The 18,336-nt window shown below is 72.4% G+C and carries 18 protein-coding genes; 9 read left to right on the forward strand and 9 right to left on the reverse strand.

The window, feature by feature from the left end:
• The first annotated feature begins 9 nt into the window (after positions 1-9).
• Together KZ829_RS19290 and KZ829_RS19295 are read left to right on the forward strand one after the other, a co-directional pair.
• Entirely contained in the window at positions 10-918 is a 909-nt protein-coding gene (locus KZ829_RS19290; RefSeq protein WP_220145295.1) for an ATP-binding cassette domain-containing protein, read from the forward strand.
• A complete protein-coding gene (locus KZ829_RS19295) occupies positions 915-1,694 on the forward strand; it encodes an ABC transporter permease (protein ID WP_220145296.1) in 780 nt (259 codons plus the stop codon). Before KZ829_RS19290 ends, KZ829_RS19295 begins: the two co-directional genes overlap by 4 nt.
• 5 nt (positions 1,695-1,699) lie before the next feature.
• On the opposite strand, the gene KZ829_RS19300 is transcribed toward KZ829_RS19295, so the two are convergent.
• Positions 1,700-2,791 (reverse strand): hypothetical protein, encoded by a 1,092-nt coding sequence (locus KZ829_RS19300; protein ID WP_220145297.1) that lies wholly within the window; start codon positions 2,789-2,791, stop codon positions 1,700-1,702.
• A gap of 128 nt (positions 2,792-2,919) precedes the next feature.
• Between KZ829_RS19300 and KZ829_RS19305 the strand changes: the two genes are divergently transcribed.
• The 4 genes from KZ829_RS19305 to KZ829_RS19320 all read left to right on the forward strand — a co-directional run bounded on the left by KZ829_RS19305 (position 2,920) and on the right by KZ829_RS19320 (position 7,307).
• Positions 2,920-3,888, forward strand: a complete 969-nt coding sequence (locus KZ829_RS19305; RefSeq protein ID WP_220145298.1) for a hypothetical protein — start codon at positions 2,920-2,922, stop codon at positions 3,886-3,888.
• Positions 3,889-3,892: 4 nt separating this feature from the next.
• A complete protein-coding gene (locus KZ829_RS19310; protein WP_220145299.1) occupies positions 3,893-5,770 on the forward strand; it encodes a caspase family protein in 1,878 nt (625 codons plus the stop codon).
• A 117-nt stretch (positions 5,771-5,887) separates the two neighbouring features.
• On the forward strand, positions 5,888-6,229 hold the full coding sequence (locus KZ829_RS19315; protein WP_220145300.1) for a hypothetical protein: 342 nt from the start codon (positions 5,888-5,890) through the stop codon (positions 6,227-6,229).
• 64 nt (positions 6,230-6,293) lie between these two features.
• Positions 6,294-7,307 carry a hypothetical protein gene (locus KZ829_RS19320; RefSeq protein WP_220145301.1) on the forward strand — a complete coding sequence of 338 codons (1,014 nt, stop codon included), beginning with the start codon at positions 6,294-6,296 and terminating at the stop codon, positions 7,305-7,307.
• On the opposite strand, the gene KZ829_RS19325 is transcribed toward KZ829_RS19320, so the two are convergent.
• Complete coding sequence (locus KZ829_RS19325) at positions 7,285-7,929, reverse strand: hypothetical protein (protein ID WP_220145302.1); 645 nt, start codon at positions 7,927-7,929, stop codon at positions 7,285-7,287. The two genes, KZ829_RS19320 and KZ829_RS19325, sit on opposite strands and share 23 nt — an antisense overlap.
• A complete protein-coding gene (locus tag KZ829_RS19330) occupies positions 7,926-8,546 on the reverse strand; it encodes a lipoprotein (protein ID WP_220145303.1) in 621 nt (206 codons plus the stop codon). Before KZ829_RS19330 ends, KZ829_RS19325 begins: the two co-directional genes overlap by 4 nt.
• Positions 8,547-8,573: 27 nt before the next feature.
• Here KZ829_RS19330 and KZ829_RS19335 point away from each other — a divergent pair, with 27 nt between their 5' ends.
• Entirely contained in the window at positions 8,574-9,236 is a 663-nt protein-coding gene (locus tag KZ829_RS19335; protein ID WP_220145304.1) for a nuclear transport factor 2 family protein, read from the forward strand.
• Positions 9,237-9,508: 272 nt separating this feature from the next.
• On the opposite strand, the gene KZ829_RS19340 is transcribed toward KZ829_RS19335, so the two are convergent.
• Entirely contained in the window at positions 9,509-10,165 is a 657-nt protein-coding gene (locus tag KZ829_RS19340) for an HAD family hydrolase (RefSeq protein ID WP_220145305.1), read from the reverse strand.
• Between KZ829_RS19340 and KZ829_RS19345 the strand changes: the two genes are divergently transcribed.
• On the forward strand, positions 10,164-10,373 hold the full coding sequence (locus KZ829_RS19345; protein ID WP_220145306.1) for an NAD-dependent epimerase/dehydratase family protein: 210 nt from the start codon (positions 10,164-10,166) through the stop codon (positions 10,371-10,373). The two genes, KZ829_RS19340 and KZ829_RS19345, sit on opposite strands and share 2 nt — an antisense overlap.
• A gap of 62 nt (positions 10,374-10,435) precedes the next feature.
• Here KZ829_RS19345 and modA read toward each other — a convergent pair whose 3' ends face one another.
• On the reverse strand, positions 10,436-11,194 hold the full coding sequence (gene modA, locus KZ829_RS19350) for a molybdate ABC transporter substrate-binding protein (RefSeq protein ID WP_220145389.1): 759 nt from the start codon (positions 11,192-11,194) through the stop codon (positions 10,436-10,438).
• Between the two features lie 176 nt (positions 11,195-11,370).
• Here modA and KZ829_RS19355 point away from each other — a divergent pair, with 176 nt between their 5' ends.
• The gene (locus KZ829_RS19355) at positions 11,371-12,501 is read left to right on the forward strand and encodes a molybdopterin molybdotransferase MoeA (RefSeq protein WP_220145307.1); all 1,131 of its coding nucleotides are present in this window, start codon (positions 11,371-11,373) and stop codon (positions 12,499-12,501) included.
• Between the two features lie 137 nt (positions 12,502-12,638).
• Here the strand turns inward: KZ829_RS19355 and KZ829_RS19360 are convergent, their stop codons facing one another.
• The 4 genes from KZ829_RS19360 to KZ829_RS19375 all read right to left on the reverse strand — a co-directional run bounded on the left by KZ829_RS19360 (position 12,639) and on the right by KZ829_RS19375 (position 18,336).
• Entirely contained in the window at positions 12,639-13,085 is a 447-nt protein-coding gene (locus tag KZ829_RS19360) for a group II truncated hemoglobin (RefSeq protein ID WP_220145308.1), read from the reverse strand.
• Between the two features lie 40 nt (positions 13,086-13,125).
• Positions 13,126-14,274, reverse strand: coding sequence for a DUF8189 domain-containing protein (locus KZ829_RS19365; RefSeq protein WP_220145309.1), 1,149 nt, complete (start codon positions 14,272-14,274; stop codon positions 13,126-13,128).
• 74 nt (positions 14,275-14,348) lie between these two features.
• Positions 14,349-17,141, reverse strand: coding sequence for an AfsR/SARP family transcriptional regulator (locus tag KZ829_RS19370; RefSeq protein WP_220145310.1), 2,793 nt, complete (start codon positions 17,139-17,141; stop codon positions 14,349-14,351).
• A 112-nt stretch (positions 17,142-17,253) separates the two neighbouring features.
• Entirely contained in the window at positions 17,254-18,336 is a 1,083-nt protein-coding gene (locus KZ829_RS19375) for an alpha/beta fold hydrolase (RefSeq protein ID WP_220145311.1), read from the reverse strand.

Here is an 18,336-nt window from a genome sequence, read left to right on the forward strand (position 1 = left end):
AGCTTTCCTGTGGACACCCTGCTCGCCGAGGGACTGCGCAAGAGATATGGCGACCTCGACGCCCTGGACGGCTTCGACCTGCACGTGCCGGCCGGGGTCATCCACGGCCTGCTCGGGCCGAACGGCGCCGGCAAGACCACCGCGGTGAAGGCCCTGACCACCCTGATCGACCTGGACGGCGGAGTCGCCCGGGTCGCCGGCTTCGACGTCCGCGGTCAGGCCAGGCGGGTGCGCGCGAGCATCGGCCTGGTCGGGCAGAACCCGGCGGTCGACGAGATCCTCGGCGGCCGCCAGAACCTGGTGATGTTCGGCCGCCTCTACGGCCTTTCGAAGGCGGACGCCCAAGCCCGCGCCGGCGAACTGCTGGACCTGTTCGACCTGACCGCGGCGGCCGAGCGGGCCGTTTCCACGTACAGCGGGGGCATGCGCCGCCGCCTCGACATCGCCGCCGGGCTGGTGCTGACCCCGGCCGTGCTGTTCCTGGACGAGCCGACCACCGGACTCGATCCGCGGGCCCGCAACGAGGTGTGGACCAGCATCCGGGAGACCGCGGCCCGCGGCACCACGGTCCTGCTCACCACGCAGTATCTGGACGAGGCCGACCAACTGGCCTCGGAGATCTCGGTGATGAACCACGGCCGGGTGATCGCCGAGGGCAGCCCCGAGGCCCTGAAACGGAAGATCGGCGGCGACCGGGTGACCGTCACCCTGCACGGGCCGCTCGACGAGGCCGCCCGCGCGCTGGGCGGAACCGTCGACGAGGAGACCCGGACGGTCACGGTCGAGGTGACCGAGGGCCTGGCCGCGATCGTCCGCACGCTGGACGCGCTGGACGCGAGCATCGAGGACCTCCAGCTGCGCCGCCCCACCCTCGACGAGGTGTTCCTGACCCTGACCGAGAAGGAGCCAGTCGAATGACGACACTGCGCGCGGGCTGGATCATCACGCAACGGGACCTGGCCCACTGGGTGCGCCAGCCCTGGGGGCCGATCTTCGGCCTGATGTTCTCGATCATGCTGCTGCTGGTGTTCGGGTTCCTGTTCGGCGGGGCGATCAACGTGCCCGGCGGCGGGGACTACATCGCCTACCTGCTGCCCGGCATGATGGCGCTGAGCATGCTGTTCGGGGTCGAGTCGACGGCCACCGCGATGGGCAACGACGCCCGCAAGGGGATCACCGACCGGTTCCGGGCCATGCCGATCGGCAGCGCGTCGGTGGCACTGGGGCGGGTCGGCGCCGACATGGCCAACTCGACGGTGGAACTGCTGGTCATGCTGGTGGGCGGGCTGGCGGTCGGGTGGCGGATCACCGGGGATGCGGCTGCGGCCGCTCTGGCCGTACTCCTGCTGTTGCTCCTGCGGTTCTCGATGCTGTGGATCGGGATCTTCATCGGCCTGCGGTTCCGTGGGGAGGGCGCCACGTCGGCGGTGCAGGTGCTGGTGTGGCCGATCGGGTTCCTGTCGACGGCGATCGTGTCGGCCGAGACGATGCCGGGCTGGCTGGGGGCGATCGCCGCGTGGAATCCGCTCTCCGCGACGGCGACCGCGGCCCGTGAGCTGTTCGGCAATCCGACCGGCGTGACCGGCGGGGTGCTCGCCGATCACGCGGTGCTGCTGGCGGTGGCCTGGCCGGTGCTGCTCACGGTGATCTTCGCGCCGTTGTCGGCCCGCGCCTACCGGCGGCTACGGGCGTAGTCGAATCAGCCGAGGGTGCGGCGCAGGCCGCGCCGCACCCCACCGGCCCGGCTGCGGATCCGGGCCAAGATCGTCGGTTCCGGTACGGGCACCTGCTGCCGTAGTTCGTCGGCGTGCCCGAGCATGCCCACGATGGTCTCGATGGCGGCGTCCAGGATCTGCCGTTCGTCCAGCTCGTCCGGGGTGGGCGTCTGCCTCGTCGCCGACGGCCGCAGCTCGGACAGGTCGCCGACGATGTGACACGGGTAGTCCTGGAGCTCCTTGATCTGCTGCTCGGCCAGGTCGGCGATCCACTCGGCACGGTCCAGGCCGACACCGAACCGCATGTCGTTGTCGCGCCGTTGCAGCACCGCCCGGACCAGATGCTGGTGCACCACCCGCTGATAGGGCATCCGGTGCGGAAAGCGGTCTCCGAGCGCCAGGTTCACCCGCCGCAGCAGCTCGATCTCCGGCGCGCCGAGCGACGGGTTGGCGGTGGGCGCGGTCATCTCGCAGACCCCGTCCGGAATGTTGATGATCCCGGCGAACCGCTGCCACAGCAGCTCACGCGGCGCGCCCGGCGGCGGGACGGTGACGATGTGCCGGCGCTCCGGCGGCACCAGGTCACCCCAGCGCAGGAACATCCGGTTGGCGGTGTGGTGCTCCCAGAACCCCTCGAACCTGCCCAGTTCGACGGCCGTGACGAACTCCTCGAACCGCCAGGTGCTGCGGGCCCGGATGCTCTGCTGCCACATCGACGGGAAGGTCCGCCACAGGTCGCGGGCGGCGACGATGACGTGCACCTCGGCCGGCGCGAGGCTCTCCACGGCCCGTCTGGCCTGCTCGGCGTCGGCGGCCCCGAAACCCTCGTTGGTGAGCACGACATCGCCCGGCCACCTGGCGTACGTCTCGATCAGCCGGTCCCACGTCCAGTACGCCTGCGGGTCACGCCACGGCACCTGCCGCAGGTCGGTCATCGCCTGGTCGTGCGCCGTGAACGAGACCGGCAACAGGAAGCCGGCCCGTTTCAGCCGCTCGGTGTTGTTCCAGAGCACGTCCTGCACGAAGGTGCTACCGGTCTTGGGCGCACCGATGTGTACGAAAACGCGCCGTGGCATCCGGCCTCCACCTCATCCCGTCCCGAACCCGTTGAATGATCAACAACGTTGGTGAAAGGTTGATGACACACTCCCGTATCAAGTGTTTACGTCAGGTGACTGTCGTACCCGGCGGACAGAATGTCGGCGTGATCTGCTTCGTCTACCGCTCCCCCTACGAGGGGCTCCTCGGCAAACACGTCCGCTGGCTGCCCGACGCCACCGTCCTCGACTGGTTCCGCCGCGGCTGGACCGAGGCGCTCTCCGACCCGGACGCGTGGGTGAAGGCCGAGCTGGGCGCCGACGTCTACGGCCTCGATTCGATCTTCGAGGAGGCCAGGGAGCGGTCACTGCCGTCGCCTGCCTCCATGTCCGAGCTGCGCAAGGTCCTCAAGAAGCATCTGTACGTCGAGGGCGCCGTGAAGGTCGACGACCACTCCGTGCGCGCGTCCACCGACGACGACGAGGTGCCGCTCGCCTACTTCTTCCTGGACCAGAGTCTGGTGGCCGCCGAACCGGCGCGTATGGCGTACGCATTGCAGGAGCAGTGGCCACTGCCCTCCGACGCGCCGGAGGAGAGCGACGACGACCCGGTCACCACGGTCGCCGTGTCGGCGCTGGGCGACGCCGACTGGGACACCCAGGGTTACGTGGTTCGGCTGCCCGGCGTCCGGCTGCCCGATCTGCCCGCCTGGCTACGATCCGCTGACGTGCCGAAACACTGGCCGGAGGAGTTGACCCTGCTGCGCGCCGCGGTCGGCCCGCACGACACCGGCCTGGAACCGGCCCTCGACCGGATCAACCGGTGGGGCGCGTGGAACGACCAGTACCTCGACATCCAGGGCCTGGACGGCGCCCACGAGGAGGCCCACCGCATCGTCCGGGAGGTGATGGCGCAGGTCGCCGGCCACGACAGGATCCCCGGGCCGCTGGGCCGCCGCCGCCCGGCCGACGGCCGTGTCGCCGTCGCCGGCCACCTGGCGCAGGGTGTCTTCCACCTGGACGAGACCTTCGGCTACCAGCAGTGGTTCGTGTTCGACGATGTGTGGGCGGCCCACCACCACTATCTCGCGAAGTCGCTGACCCGTTGGTTCAAGGGCAGGTGGGATCTACTTTGAACGGATGGCGGGTGACGTCTATCTCCTGTTGGTGGGCATCAACGACTACGGCGGCCGGGCGGAGACGCTGAACGGCTGCCTCAACGACATCGACGGCTTTCGGGAACTACTGCTCGACGTGATCCCGCGGCCGTGGCTGCGGATCCGGGAGCTGCGTGACGCGGAAGCCACCCGGCAGGCCGTCATGGACGGATTCACCGAGCACCTGGCCCAGGCCGGGACCGGTGACGCTGCGGTCTTCTACTTCGCCGGGTACGGGTCGATGGAACCCGACGGCGACCAGCGGACCATCGTGTGCGCCGACGGCCGGGCTCCCGGCGTCCCGGACCTCTCCGAGGGCGAGATCAGGGCCCTGATCGCCGAGATCACTCCCGGCGGTGCGCACGTGCTCATCATCCTGGACTGCGGCCACACCGAATACGGCATCGCGGCGTTCAACACGCTGGCGCGCGGGCTCCGGCCGGACCCGGAGCCGCGCCGGACCTCCTACGACGGGGACCACAACCCGCCACACGTCGTCCTGTACGCCGGTGCGCCCTCCCAGCCGGTCGTGGAGCAGCCGATCGACGGCCGCGTCCAGGGCGCCTTCTCGGCGGGGCTGCGCAAGGGACTGGCCAAGCCGGGGCCGTTCCCCTACCACGCCCACATCAACTGGGCCTACTACGAGGTCGCCGAGGTGGTCGCCCACGCTCAGGAGCCGGTCGGGTACGCCGTGCCGCCCGCCTCCATGGAGGAGCTGACGCTCGGCGGGCTGCTCCGGCCGCGCACGCCCGGCGCCTGGCTGGAAGGGTGCCGGGACCAATGGTGGATCGACGTGGGCCCGGCACACGGCATCCTGCCGCCGGTGGAGGGCCGGACCACGGTCGTGGCGGTCCGGCCGCAGCAACCGGAGGGCGCGCCGCCACTGAGCCGGGCCCGGGTGACCGAGGTGGAGGCCCGGCACTGCCGGGTGACCGTGGATCCCGGCTGGGACCCCGACCCGGGCCCGCGCTATCCGGCCACGGTCGTCGACCTGCCGTTGCCGCCGACCCGGTTCCGGCTGGACGGCCCGCCCGCGGCGGCGGCGCTGGTCCGTGCCGCTGTCACCGGGTCGCCGCACGTTCGGGAGGAGCCCGGCGGCGAGTTCGTGGTCTACGCCCGCCACGGATGGCTGACGATCGCCGGGCCCGATGGCACACCGCTGGCCGCGCCGGCTCCGGCCACCCCGGAGGGCGCCGCCGTCCTCCGGGAGCGGCTCGACCACCTGGGCCGCTGGCAGGTCGTCAAACAGCTGGACAATCCGGTGTCGACGATCGCCCGCGGGCAGGTGCGCCTGCACCGGACCAACCACCACCGCCGGCCCATGCTGGACACGTTCCAGTCATGGCCTACCGGACCGTGGGACGGCCATCCCGTCGACCTCGGTCATCACCCGGCCGCGGGCGGCTGGTCGCCGTATCCAGCGGACCTGTCGGTAGGCAACGAGACCGACCGTCCCCTGTACTGCGCGTTACTCGCGCTGACCGGCGATCTCCGGATCCACGACCGGCTGCTCCCCACCCGGCTGCTCCCACCGCATTCCGGCGTGGACGTCTCCGAGGCCTTCGCGGTGGCCGGCGTCATCCCGGAAGACCGCTGGAACGGTCGTGCCGTCGTCGAGGAGTGGTGGAAGATCATCGTCTCGGAGCAGCCGTTCGACTCGGCCGCCTTCGAGCTGCCCCGTCTCGGCGAGCCCATCCCCGCCCGGTCGGAGGCCGTCCGGGGCAGCCGCAGCGTCCTCGACCGGCTGGCGGTCCAAGCCGTCACCCGCGACGAGGCGACCGAACCGGACGGCGGCCCGGAGTGGGCAACCGCCCTGCTCACCGTACGGCTCCACCGGTCTCCCGAGCCGTTCAGACGGTGAAGCCACCATCCTGGTCGACGCTCGCGCCGGTGAGCCCGATCGGCCGGCTCTGGCGGCGATCAGACCTCGCGGTTGACCACACCCCACCTGTGGATCTTGATCGGGTACCGTGCCCGGATGCAGCGAGCAGCGATGACGACACCGTACGGCACCCGGGTACTGATCACGATTCAGGCGGTGGTGGTCGCCGCCTACGGGTACGGCCTGATCGCGTTTCTCAGCACCGACGCCGAGTACTTCCCGGAGCAGGCCCCGCCGACGTGGGCGCTGCCGGCCGTTCTGGCCACCCTCTTCGGGCCACTGCTGGCCGTGATCACGCTGCTGGTGGCGGGTCTACTGCTGCGCCGCCCGTCCCACCGTAACCCGCTGCTGATCGTCGCCACGGTCGCCACGGCGCTCGCGTTCGTCGTCATGGTGTCGCCGCTGGGCTGGGAGGTCTTCGACTGGTACGTCTCCTGATGGTGATCGTGTGTTTGAATAGCTGACCGTCGCATCGATCTTTGATGATCAACGGGGAGCTGCATTGAAGCGTAGGAATGTTTTCCTGGCCGTGGCCGCCGCCGGAGTGGGCGCGCTGGTGGCGCCGTCGCCGGCGTTCGCGGCGGGCCCACCGGCCCTGGTGACGAACCCGGCCCAGGCCGACCGCGCGTTCGTTCTCTGGCTGTCGGTCCACGATCCGCGCAGGTCCGTCCGCGAGGCGGCCACCGCGGCCCTGGCCACGGCCGCGCAGGTCACGGCGTTTCTCGCCACCGGCTACCAGGCCGCGCTGGACCAGGCGGCACAGATCCGGGCGAGCCACCTCGACTTCGCCAACGGTAGGGCGGCCGCGCATCCGGCGTCGTCGTTCCCGTGGGTCGCCGCGGCGGCCCGGCGCGCGATCGAGGGCACCGATGCGGAGCGGGCCGAGTTCGCCGGCACCGGCTACGCGGCGGCGCTGCGCGACGACCAGGCCGGGATCGCGTACGACGACGGCGCGGCCCTGGTGACCCCGGCCGACTGGGACTTCCTCTCGACCCTGGTCACCCTCGACGCGGGCCCCGGCATCCATCAGCGTGCCCGGTTCGTGGACACCGACGCCGACCTGGCCGAGTTCCTGCGCCACGGCCTGCTCAGCGCGGCCGCCGTGGACCTCGAGCTGCTCCGGGAGCAGTACGTCGCCGACGAGTGGGCGAAGTGGCCGGAGGTGCGGTTCCGGACCGTGCAGGCCACCGAGATCGAGCAGGCCGCCCGGGCGGGCGCCGCGAGCCCCGCCGCCGCCGTGCAGGCGTGGCAGCAGCTGATCGAGCGGTTCAACCGGCAGCCGGCGCACTGGTCCCAGGGCCAGCGGCTGGCGCGGACCCGAAGCGAGGCGTGGGGCCGCGTCTCCCAGCGGGCCGGCGCGTCGTCGACCCCCTACCTGGACCCGGTCGTCGGCGAGGCGGCGGCCGTCCGCGGCCGGTGGGTCACCGAGGCCGACAACGCCGCCGAACGGTCGGTCTGGTGGACCACCCTGATCCGGTACGCCGAGGACACCGTCATCGACTGGATGCACTCCTGACGGGCGCCAGAATGCGGTCGGCGAGGGTGTCACCGCGAACGAAGGCGGCCGGTTCGTCGTCGTCGGAGTAGTCGTCGGGGTGCAGGATCCGTTCGGCGATCGGCTGGGCGGGGCCGGGCACCCCGGCCGTCCGCAGGGCCTCGGCGAGGCGGGCGACGACGTCGGAGTCCGGCGCCTCGAAGTGGACGATCATCGGGGCCAGGAGCAGCAGCAGCCGGGCGCCGATGATCGGCTCGGGCTGGCGGGCGGCGAGCGCGGCCACCTCGTCCCAGGTGAGGCCCCGCCCGAAGGCGCCGCCCTCGTCGGTGGCGACGGTGATCGCCTCCGCGCCGTCGGGCACGAGCAGGTAGTCGACGCCCTCGTCCTCGTCGAGGTTGCGGTAGACGACCGCGAGCCGCGCGTCCCGGCCGGTGTCGAACGTGAACACCGGCCATGCCGCGTGGTCGGTGAGCCGCCGGTAGGTGGCCTCCACGTCCTCGAACGGGACGCCGAACAGGTCGGCCACGTCCTCCATCGGGTCCATCAGGTGCGGACCGAGGTGGGCCGGCCAGAACGCGGCCGCGCCGAGCAGGGCGCCGCCGTCGTCGAGCGGGCCTCCGTCGTACCCGGGAATGGTCTTCATGAATTGATCGTCAGGGTGCGCTCGGCGAGCTGGAACGCCGGCAGCATGCCCGGATGCTCGTCCGCTCCGAACGGGCTGAGCTGCACGACCATGGCGCCGTCCTTGGTGTTCAGGGCGAACGCCGAGTACTTGCTCTGGTGGTCGAGCTCCTTGCTGTAGGACTCCCAGGTGACCTCGGCCGCCTGCCCGCCGCCGATCTGCACGTCGGAGTAGCTGACCCCGGACACCTCCTTGCCGCGGGCGCTCGCCTTGACGAACATCTTCAGGTGGTCGCGGGGCGCTCCGGACAGCCCGCCGGCGACGTGCACCCGCAGGAAGCCGATGTTTCCGGCCGGTTTGGCGTCGACCTCGCAGCGGACGGTGAAGACACCGACCCGGGCCAGCTCGGCCAGCTCACCGAGGGCCTCGACGTCGACCGCCTTCGGCTCCCAGTCCTCCGCCAGCTCGAACGAGACCGGCAGCTCGCAGGCGCTGCCCGCGGCCCCGACCCGGACGGCGGCAGTGGCGGCGGCGCCGGCGGGGGCGGACGGCGCCTCCGCTTGCGGGGTGGACGACGAGGCGCTGGAACAACCGCCGACGGCCAGAAGCGCGCCAACGGCAACCTTGGAGATCTTCACGAGCACGGGAGCTTATAGGGTCGCCGGATGGGGACTGCGGAGACCGCCCGTCGATGGGCGCGGGTGTGGCGGCGGGCCTGGCCGGAGCAGGACGTGGAGGCGATCGCCGCGTTGCAGGCCGAGCACGGCGATCACTGGGCGTCGATGTTCCGGCACTACATGGGACGGGACGGTCTGCGGGCCTACCTCGCCGAGTGTTTCGCCGAGGAGACCCGCCCGGCCGAGGTGTGGTTCGGCGAGCCGGTGGTCACCGGCGATCTCGCCTCGGTGGAGTACTGGGCGGTCACCTACCCGGGCGGGGAGCCGCTGACCATCTCCGGCTGCACGGTGCTGCTCGTCGGCGCGCACGGCCTGATCGCCGAGTCGCGGGACTACTCGCACGCCCAGCCGGGCGCCGTCGCGCCGCCGGCCCGGCTGTTCCTGCCCGAGGTGTTGCGCGGCGGCCTCGACGTCCTGCGCCGCGCCTACCCGGACGGGCTGCCCGGCGGCGACTACCGGCCGTTGCTCGCCGCCCTCGACGAGGATCTGTCCGACCGTAATCTGGCCGCGCTGGTCGCCGCGTTCCTCGGCGGCGATCCGCTGCGGGTCGGCAACGACCTGGCCACCCTCGGAGGCGACCGGCCGCCGTCAGCGGACGTCGCCCGGGTCCGCGAGACCCTGCTCACCGCCGGCTGGGCGCCCACTGCCTGATTTGTGGTCGAGGTCCGCGTTTCGCTTTCGCCCCTTTCTGGTACGCGAGTCCTCGTCCCGCCTCTGTCAGGGCCGTTCCGTCCGGTCGGCGCGATCTTGCTGCCCGCTCCGGCCTGTGCCGCGCCCGCCGGGCGGAGATCGGTGGCCGGGCGCACACGTTCGGGCGGTCCAAGCCGTGATGGCCGCACACGGACGACGTCGCGTGTGCGGCCATCACGGCGGTACGGCTGAGAGCGGGCCCCCCGGGTGCCTGACCGGCAGGAGCGTGACCTTCAGAAGGTGAGCTCGTCGAGAGTGCGGACGCGGCGGACCCCGGCGTCCGGGTGGGCGTCCGCCCGGTCGAGGAGCACGGCGGCCAGGCCGGCGTTCTGGGCGCCGAGCACGTCCTTGCCGAGCGAGTTGCCGACCATCAGCGTCTCGGCCGGGGCGGTGCCGAGCAGCCCGACCGCGTACCCGAACGCGCGTGGATCCGGCTTGCCCGCGGGCAGCACCGACGACGCCACCAGCAGGTCGATCTCGCCGGCCAGGCCGAGCCGGTCCACTTTGCGGCGCTGCTGGCCCTCCTCGCCGTTGGTGAGGATGCCGACGGTCAGCCCGGCCACCCGGGCCCGCCGCAGCGCCGGCACCGCGTCGCCGAAGATCGACCAGCCGGCCTCGTACCGTTCCAGATATCCGGCGAACAGCTCGTCCGCCTCGGCGTCGGTCATCCTCCGGCCGAGGAACTCCCGCACCCGGTCGCGCCGCTGCCCGGTGAAGGTGACCTCCCGCCGCTGGTAGCGCGCGTAGTGCCGGTGGGAGATCCCGGACCAGCGGCGGGCCACCCCGGTATCGGTGACACCGAACGTCGCGGCCCACGCCACGACCGCGGCGTCGGAGGCGCTCTCCTGGTCCACCAGGGTGTCGTCGAGGTCGAACAGCACGGCACGCATGTTCCGTAGCGTATGGGGGACGGATGACGGCAAGACCGACGACAGTCCGATTCTTGTTCTGGGCGGCACCGGCACGGTCGGCAGCCGGGTGGCCGCACGATTGCGTGACGACGGCCGGGAGGTCCGGGTCGCGAGCCGGCACGGTGAGCACGGTTCGACTGGGATGATCCTGGGACGTGGGCGGCCGCGCTGTCCGGCGTACCGGTGATGTTCGTGCTTTGCCCGATCGCTGCGGGATGCGAGCGGCGCCGCGGCCCGGGGCGTGTGGTCCTAGGGTGCCTGGAAACCGGCTTCGGTGAGGACCTCGACGCCGGCGGCGGAGAGCACGTAGTCGATGAACGCCTGCCCGCCGGTGGTGTTGGCGGCACTCTTGAGCAGGGCGATCGGGTAGTCGTTGATCGCCTTGGCGGACTCGGGGAACTCGATGCCGTCCACGTCGGCGGCGGACGCCCTGGCGTCGGTGCGGTAGACCAGGGCGGCGTCGACCTCGCCGAGTTTCACCTTGGACAGGGCGGCCTTCACGTCCTGCTCCAGGGTGACCGGGGTCAGTTCGACACCGGCCGCCTCGAGGGCGGTCTTGGCGGCGGTGCCGCACGGGACGGTCTCGGCGCAGAGCGCCACCTTCAGGTCGGGTTCGGTCAGGTCGGCGAGCCCGGTGATGCCTTTCGGGTTGCCCTTGGCGACGGCGATGACGAGCTGGTTGCGTACGAAGGTGACCGGGTTTTCGGCACCGGTGACGGCCCGCATGTTCTTCGGGGAGGCGGAGGCGAACACGTCCGCCGGAGCGCCCTCGTTGATCTGGGTGGCCAGCCCCGAGCTGCCGCCGAAGTTGAAGGTGACCTTGCTGCCGGGGTGGGCGGCCTCGAACTGCTTGCCGAGGGTGGTGAACGACTCGGTGAGCGAGGCGGCGGCGAAGACGGTCACCGCGCCGGTCTTGCCGGCGCTGTCCCCGGCGGTCTCGTCGCCGCAGCCGGCGAGCCCGAGGGTGAGGAGAACCGCGAGTCCGGCCGCGGTGGCGAAACGTTTGATCACCGGCCCACCTTAGCGGCAGACATGTGCGGCTGCATCTCGCTGGTGTGGCCGCATCTGCATAGAGGGTCAGCCATGTGACGCCGCAAATGCGGGTGACGCTACGGGCCTCGGCGAAGATCATGCCTGGCCGTAGGCTAGGGCCGTCACGAGTAGGCCGTACGCAGGGAGAGATCGTGGGAACCCCGTGGGATCAGGCGTACGTGATCGCCGGGGACGCCGCCGATCCCCTGCCCGGCCGGACCGTGCCGGTGGAGGAGGCGCTCGGTCAGGTGCTCGCCGCACCGGTCCGCTGTGTCCGGCCGGTGCCGGCGTTCGACAACGCGGCCATGGACGGTTACGCGATCGCCGGCGACGGGCCGTGGACCGTACGGGGACGGGTGCTCGCCGGTCACGCCGCCGGAGAGCCGCTGAGCCCCGGTGACGCCGTGGAGATCGCGACCGGGGCGCCGGTGCCGGACGGGGCCGAGGCGGTGCTGCCGTACGAGGAGTGCACGGTGACCGCGGGCGTCGTGCACGCGGCACGCGGGCGGCGGGCCCACATCCGGCGCTCCGGGGACGCGCTCGCCGCCGGGGCGGTGGTCGCCCCGGCCGGGCGTGTCGTGACGGCCACCGTGGTCGCGGCCGCCGTGCAGGCGGGGGCGCAGACGGTGTCCACGCATCGGCCGCCGGCTGTGTCGCTGCTGGTCACCGGCGATGAGGTGATCACCAGTGGGGTGCCGGGGCCGGGCCAGGTGCGGGACAGTTTCACCGGGCCGGTCGCGGCGGTCACCGCCCGGGCCGGCGGCTGTTTCCAGGACAGCCGGCATCTGCCCGACGACCCGGACCGGCTGGCCGCCGCCCTCGCCGGGTCCGGCGCGGACGTGATCGTGGTGAGTGGATCGTCGTCGAAGGGGGCCGCCGACCACCTGCACACGCTGCTGGCCGTGGAGAAGGCGACGTGGCTGGTGCACGGCGTGCGGTGCCGTCCCGGGCACCCGCAGGGCCTGGCGGTGCTGCCGGACGGGCGGTTCGTGGTGAGCTTGCCGGGGAACCCGTACGCCGGCCTGGTCGCGGCCTTGACCCTGCTCGAACCGCTGGTGGCGACGCTGGCCGGACGCCCGCCGGGCCCGCTGCCGACCGCCGCGGTGACCGGCGGCACCCGGCTGATGCCCGGCGGCGTCCGCATCGTCGCGGTGACCGGCGGCCGCATCGCGGGCCCGGGCGGTTCGGCGGGCCTGCACCTGGCCGCCACCGCCGACGCCCTGGCCGTCCTGTCCGACACGTGGACCGACGGCGCCCCCGCCCCGCTGCTCGCCCTGCCCTGAAATCCGGGTGAGGATCCACCCGGGGTGCCTTTAGGATCGTCGGCAGCGGTGGGCGGCTCCTCGCGGCGCTTCCTTCTTAAACAGACATTTTGGTAAAATGCCCTATAGCGTCGCGGCTTTCCGCCCACCGCTTCACCTCAGCCGTGCCAGCGCGGCACCTCCTGACAGGGGTGCAGGTCGGTGTCGGCGGTGGCGTGCGAGTTCTGGACGGCCACCTCGGTGCCGAAGTCGAGGTAGTCGCGCAGCGCCGTCCGGGTGCGGGCGTCGCCGGGCAGGCCGGTGCGGTCGGCGGCGGCCAGGAAGAGGTCGATGAAACGCTGCCGCTGATCCTCACGGATCGACTTGCCGCGATGGGCTTCCAGGAGCGCCGGAAAGCCTCCGAGATCATCGGTGTACGTGGTGGGCCCGCCGAACACCTCGGCCAGGAACGCGGTCAGGTGGCCGATGTGTTCCGGGTGCCCGTCACCGAAGAGCGGGTGCAGGAGCGGGTCGGCAAGAACGGTCGGATACCAGTCGGCGACCAGACGGTGCAACGCACCGTGGCCGCCGACATGTTCGTACAATGTGGTCTCAACGCCGGTCATGATTACACAATTACACGCCCCTTCAACTGTGGCAATGCCGTCAGCCCTGCGCCGGGCCGTTGATCGGCGCGAACCGGTCGAAGCCGCCGACGAAGTTGACCTGGATCAGGCCGTAGAGCCGGTTGTCGGTGCCGCGGACGAACACCTGGTCGGCCACCGTCCGGCCGGCGAACGGCGCGGCCCCGGTGGAGACCGGGTTGCCGGTGCCGATACCGCGCAGGTTGATGTAGCCGCCGAACCTGACCGCCCCGGGCGCACGACGGTTCAGATAGATGTTGTTGGTGGTGCCCCGCACCCAGAACTGCACCCCGCCGTCGGAGGCGACCGCCGCGGTGAGGTCGCTGTTGGCGACACCGCCGAGGTCGACCCAGCCGGGGCTGTCGAAGTTCCAGGTGAACACTCCGTTGCGGGGCGCGCCGCGGACGAACAGCTCGTTGCCGCGCAGTTCCTGGGTGCCACCGTTGGACAGCAGCTCCGGGTTGCCGGTGGCGACGAGGTCGCCGACCGGCGTCCAGCCGGACACCACCCCGTTGGTGTTGTTGAACAGCATCGAGTACAGCCGGTTGTCGGTGCCGCGCGCCACGAGCCGCAGGTTGACGGTGAAGTCGAGCGGCCCGGTGACCGCCGCGGCGATCTCGCTGGTGATGACGCCGCCCAGGTTGACCCAGCCTTGCGGGCTGCCCTGGATGAGCAGGTTGGTGTAGACGGCGCCGTCCTCCAGGCCACGGGCGAAGATCCGGGTCTGCGGCGGCTGGGAGCCGCGCGACGGGATCTGGACCGCCGCGATCTCGCTGGAGATCAGCAGCCCGGGGATCACCTCGAAGCCGCTGGGCTGGTTGAAGGCCGCGCCCAGCGCGGTGACCGGCCGGTTGAAGACGTCCCGGCCGAACACCTGCGCCCCGTCCGGGGTCAGGACACCGGTGGGGTCGCCGAGGATGACCTGTCCGGTGGAGACGAACGGGTCGTAGGTGTTGGCGGTCGGGTTCCCGCGGCTGTACAGCATGGTGCCGTCCAGTCCGCGGGAGACGATGAACCGGCCGAACGGATCGGCGGCCGGGGTGCTGAGCGCCGTGACGTCCGAGGGCAGCGGGGCCGCGGCCGCGACGGCCGGCGCCGGGACGATCCCGATCACCGTGGCCGCGGTCACGCCGGTCAGCGTGTACGTGAGGGCTCTGCCGAGCTTGAGCATTCTTCCTCCCCGTTTCGGGTTTCGCGTTCGGGAGGAAGCCTGGCCGCGGCGGCTTGCGGAAATGTTGTGGACGGTCAGTGGCCCGGCTCGGCTTCGCCTTCGCCGATTCCGGCTCGCGCCCGGGCCTGCTGGTCACGGGCGCCGGTCCGCACGGCCAGTTCAAAGGCGCGGCGGTACGCGGACAGCGCCCGTTTCCTGTCGCCGCACGCGTCGTACGTCTCGCCGAGGCCGTTGAGCGCCGACGCCTGCCCGAACCGTTCGCCCAGGTCGTCGAAGATCTCCAGGGCCTGCCGGTGGTGTTCACGGGCCCGCCCGAAACGGCCGAGCCGCCGCTCCCCCACGCCGAGGCTGTCCAGGGTCCAGGCCTGGCTGCTGCGGTGCCCGAGTTCCCGGAACAGCGCCAGGGCCTGCCGGTGCCCGTCGGCGGCCGCCGCGTGCCGGCCACGGTGCGACTCGACCTCGCTCAGGCTGTTCAGGGCCCACGCCTCGCCGAACCGGTGCCCGGACCGCCGGTGCATCGCCAGCGCCCGTTCGGCGTGCCCACGGGCGGTGCCGACGTGGCCGAGCCGCGCTTCGACCGAGGCGAGCCGGGTGCGCACGTGCGCCTCACCGGTGCGGTCGCCGAGCCGCCGGAACCGGTGCAGCGCCTGTTCGAACCGCTGAGCGGCGCTCTCGTACCGGCCGAGTTGTTCCTCGATCATCGCGAGGTTGCCGAGCGCCCGGGCCTCCCCCACCTCGTCGCCGGCCCGCGACGAGAGCCGCAGCGCCTCCTCCAGGCGCTCGATCGCGACCGGGTGCCGGCCCTCCTGCGCGTATGTGTAGGCGAGGGCGTTCAGCGCGTACGCCTCACCGGGTTCGTCGCCGAGGTCCCGGGCCGCGGCGCGGGCCGTCTCGAAGACCACCACGGCGGCGCTGTGCTGGTCGCCGTCGAGGTAGCGGTACAGGATCGCCGCGAGCCGCACGGTCACGGCCGGTGCTCCGTGGGCCGCGGCGTGCGCGGCGACCGCGGTGAGGTTCGGCAGTTCGGTGTGCAGCCAGTCGCGTGCCGCCTCCGGTCCGGCGACGTCCGGCACCGGCCCGGTCGCCGTCACCGGTGGCCGCCGGCCGGCCTCGCCGGGGTAGAGCACCTGCATCGCCGCCGAGGCCGCGCCCAGGTAGTGGTCGTGGAGGCGGGCCAGCGCGGCCGGGCCGTCGGCGGCCCGTTCGGCGGCGTACGCCCGTAGCAGGTCGTGCAGCCCGTACCGGTCGTCGGCGACCCGGTGGATCAGGTGCGCCCGGGTCAGGGCGGCCAGCGGCTCACGCACCGGGCGGCCGGACAGCGCGGCGGCGGCGAGCGCGTCGATCCACGGGCCGGGATGCAGGCCGAGCAGCGCGAACAGGTCCACGGCCGCGGCCGGCAGGTGCCGCAGCGACCAGGAGAAGACGGCCCGGACCGCGGCCCGCGGATCGCCGCTGTCGCTGAGCAGGTCGAGGCGGCGCTGTCCGGCCAGCTCGGTGGTGAGGGCGCGGAGGGTGGCGTCCGGCCGGGACGCGGCGAGTTCGGCGGCGATCCGCAGCGCCAGCGGCAGCCGGGCGCACTGTTCGACCAGCGTCGCGGCCGCCGCCGGCTCCCGGGTGACCCGCTCGCCGACCAGTTCCCGCAGCAGCCCGGCCGCGTCCGGCGCGGTCAGCACGCCCAGGGGAATCCGCCGGGCGCCATGCACCGAGACGAGCCCGGCCAGTGAATCACGGCTGGTCACCAGGACCGCGCAGGTGGGGGCGCCGGGCAGCAGATGGCGAACCTGCTCGACGGTGGCGGCGTTGTCGAGCACCACGAGCATGCGGTGGCCGGCCAGCTCGGTCCGGTACTGGGCGGCCCGCTCGTCGAGCCCGGCCGGCGCGGCCCGCCCGTGCGGCAGCACCGATGCGAGCAGGATGCCGAGCGCCTCCAGTGGTGTCACCGGCTGTTCGGGGTCGAAGCCGCGTAGGTTGACGTACAGCTGGCCGTCGGGGAACCGGTCGCGGGCCCGGTGCGCCCAGTGCACGGCCAGGGCCGTCTTGCCGGCGCCGGGTGTGCCGGTGAGGCAGACGATCGGCGATCCGGTCCGGTCCAGTTCGGCCAGTTCGGCGGCCCGGCCGGTGAACGCGGGCACGTCCCCGGGCAGCTGCGCCGGAACCGGCCGGGTCACGGCGATCCCCTCGTTACGCAGCACCGCCTGGTGGGCCGCCCGCAGGGCCGGTCCCGGGTCGGCGCCCAGCTCGTCGCGCAGCAGGCGGCGGATCCGGTCGTAGCGGACCAGCGCGTCGGCCGGGCGGCCCGCCGCGTGCAGGGCCCGGATCAGCGCTTCCCCGGCCGGTTCGAATGTCGGCCGCTCCTCGGCCAGGTCGCTCAGCGGCATCAGCACGGTCTCCACACGGCCGGCCCGGATCTCGGCGTGTGCCCAGGCGACCACGGCGTCCGCGTGTTCGTGCCGCAGCGTGCGGCGCATCCGGTCCGCCCACGGGCCGTTCACGCCGGTCAGCGGCTCGCCACGCCACAGGTCGAGAGCGGCGCCGGCTTCGCCGCGCGCCAGCAGGGTGCGAAACCACAGCACATCCACCTGCTGCGGGTCGGCGTCCAGCAGATAGCCACCTGACGTACGGATGAGCGGCTGATCGTCGGCGGCGCCGAGCACCCGGCGCAGGCGGGCGACGTAGGCGTACACCGACCGGCGGGCGCCCGGCGGCGCGGTCTCCCCCCAGACCCGGTCGATCAGGGTGTCCAGGGTGACCGGCCGTCCCGCCTCGAGCAGCAGCACCGCGAGCACCGCCCGCTGGCGCGGCTCCCCGGCCGGCACGGGCCGTCCCTCCACCAGAACCTCGACCGGTCCCAGCACCCGAAACTCCATGCCCCACCATATAGACATCCATCATCCGATAGCACGGGCGTCCAGTCCGGCCGGCGCACGGCGGTGGCCTGTCGCGCCGGGGCGCTCTTCGGTCCGCCTGCCGGGGCGGGCCTCAGTCCCGGAGGAAGTCGGTCAGCAGCGGGTTGACCTGTTCCGGTGCGTCCTCGTGGACGTTGTGCCCGGCGCCGGGGATCACGTGGACCGTGGCGCCGGGGACGCGTCTGCCGTACTCGTGGGCGTAGGCCGCCGGCAGCCACTGATCCGCCTCGCCCCAGATCACCAGAGTGCGGGCGCGCATCCCGCTGAGCCCGGCGTCGGTCGCCGTGTAGTCCTGGGTGCGGACGAGCCGCAGGAACGCCTCCCGCCTGTCCGGGCGCGACATCCAGTGCCAGTTCTCGTCCACGACCTGCGCGGTGACCCGGTCCTGGTGGGCGAAGGCGCTGCGCAGGCTGGTCTCGAAGTCGGCGCGGCGCATGAGCTTGACCGCGAGTTCACCCACGACCGGGACGGAGAACATCGCCGTCTGTGAGGCGAGCGGCTTGTCCAGGCCGGGGGAATCGAGCAGCACGAGCCGGTCGACACGGGCCGGGTGGTGCTGTGTGTAGTACAGCGACCAGGCGCCGCCCCAGGAGTGCCCGGCCAGGGAGACGGTGGACAGCCCGGCCGCGTCCAGAAACGTTCCGAGCGCCCCGGCCATGGCGGGGATGTCGTAGGCGAAGTCGCCCTTGACCGTGGTGTAGCCCTGTCCGGGCAGGTCGACGGAGTAGACGGTGTGTTCCCGCGCCAGGGCCGGGATGGTGTCACGGTAGGAGTAGAGCCATTGCGCGCCGCCGGCCACCAGCACCACCGGCGTGCCCTGACCGGTCTTGCTGTAGTGGAACCTGGCCAGCGGGGTGTCGAGGTAACCGCTCTCGTACGGTGAGCGGTAGCCGTCGACCGCCGGGGGCCGCCAGCCGTAGGCTCCGAACAGGGTCAGGGCCAGCAGCGCCGCGATGCCGGCCGCCACCCATCGCAGCGGGCGCCACCGGCGCTTCGGCGGTGCGAAGGAGGCGTGGGGTGCGTCGTCGAGGTGAACCATGCCCATGAGGACGATCGAGTGGCCGGTCGTGTGACAGCTGCCGATCGTCTCCCGGATGAGTGCGGTCCGCTCCGCCGCGTGCCCGGGTCCGATGGAGACCGTCGTGAACTCACCCAT

The sequence above is a fragment of the Actinoplanes hulinensis genome, assembly GCF_019429605.1.
Taxonomy (GTDB): Bacteria; Actinomycetota; Actinomycetes; order Mycobacteriales; family Micromonosporaceae; genus Actinoplanes; species Actinoplanes campanulatus.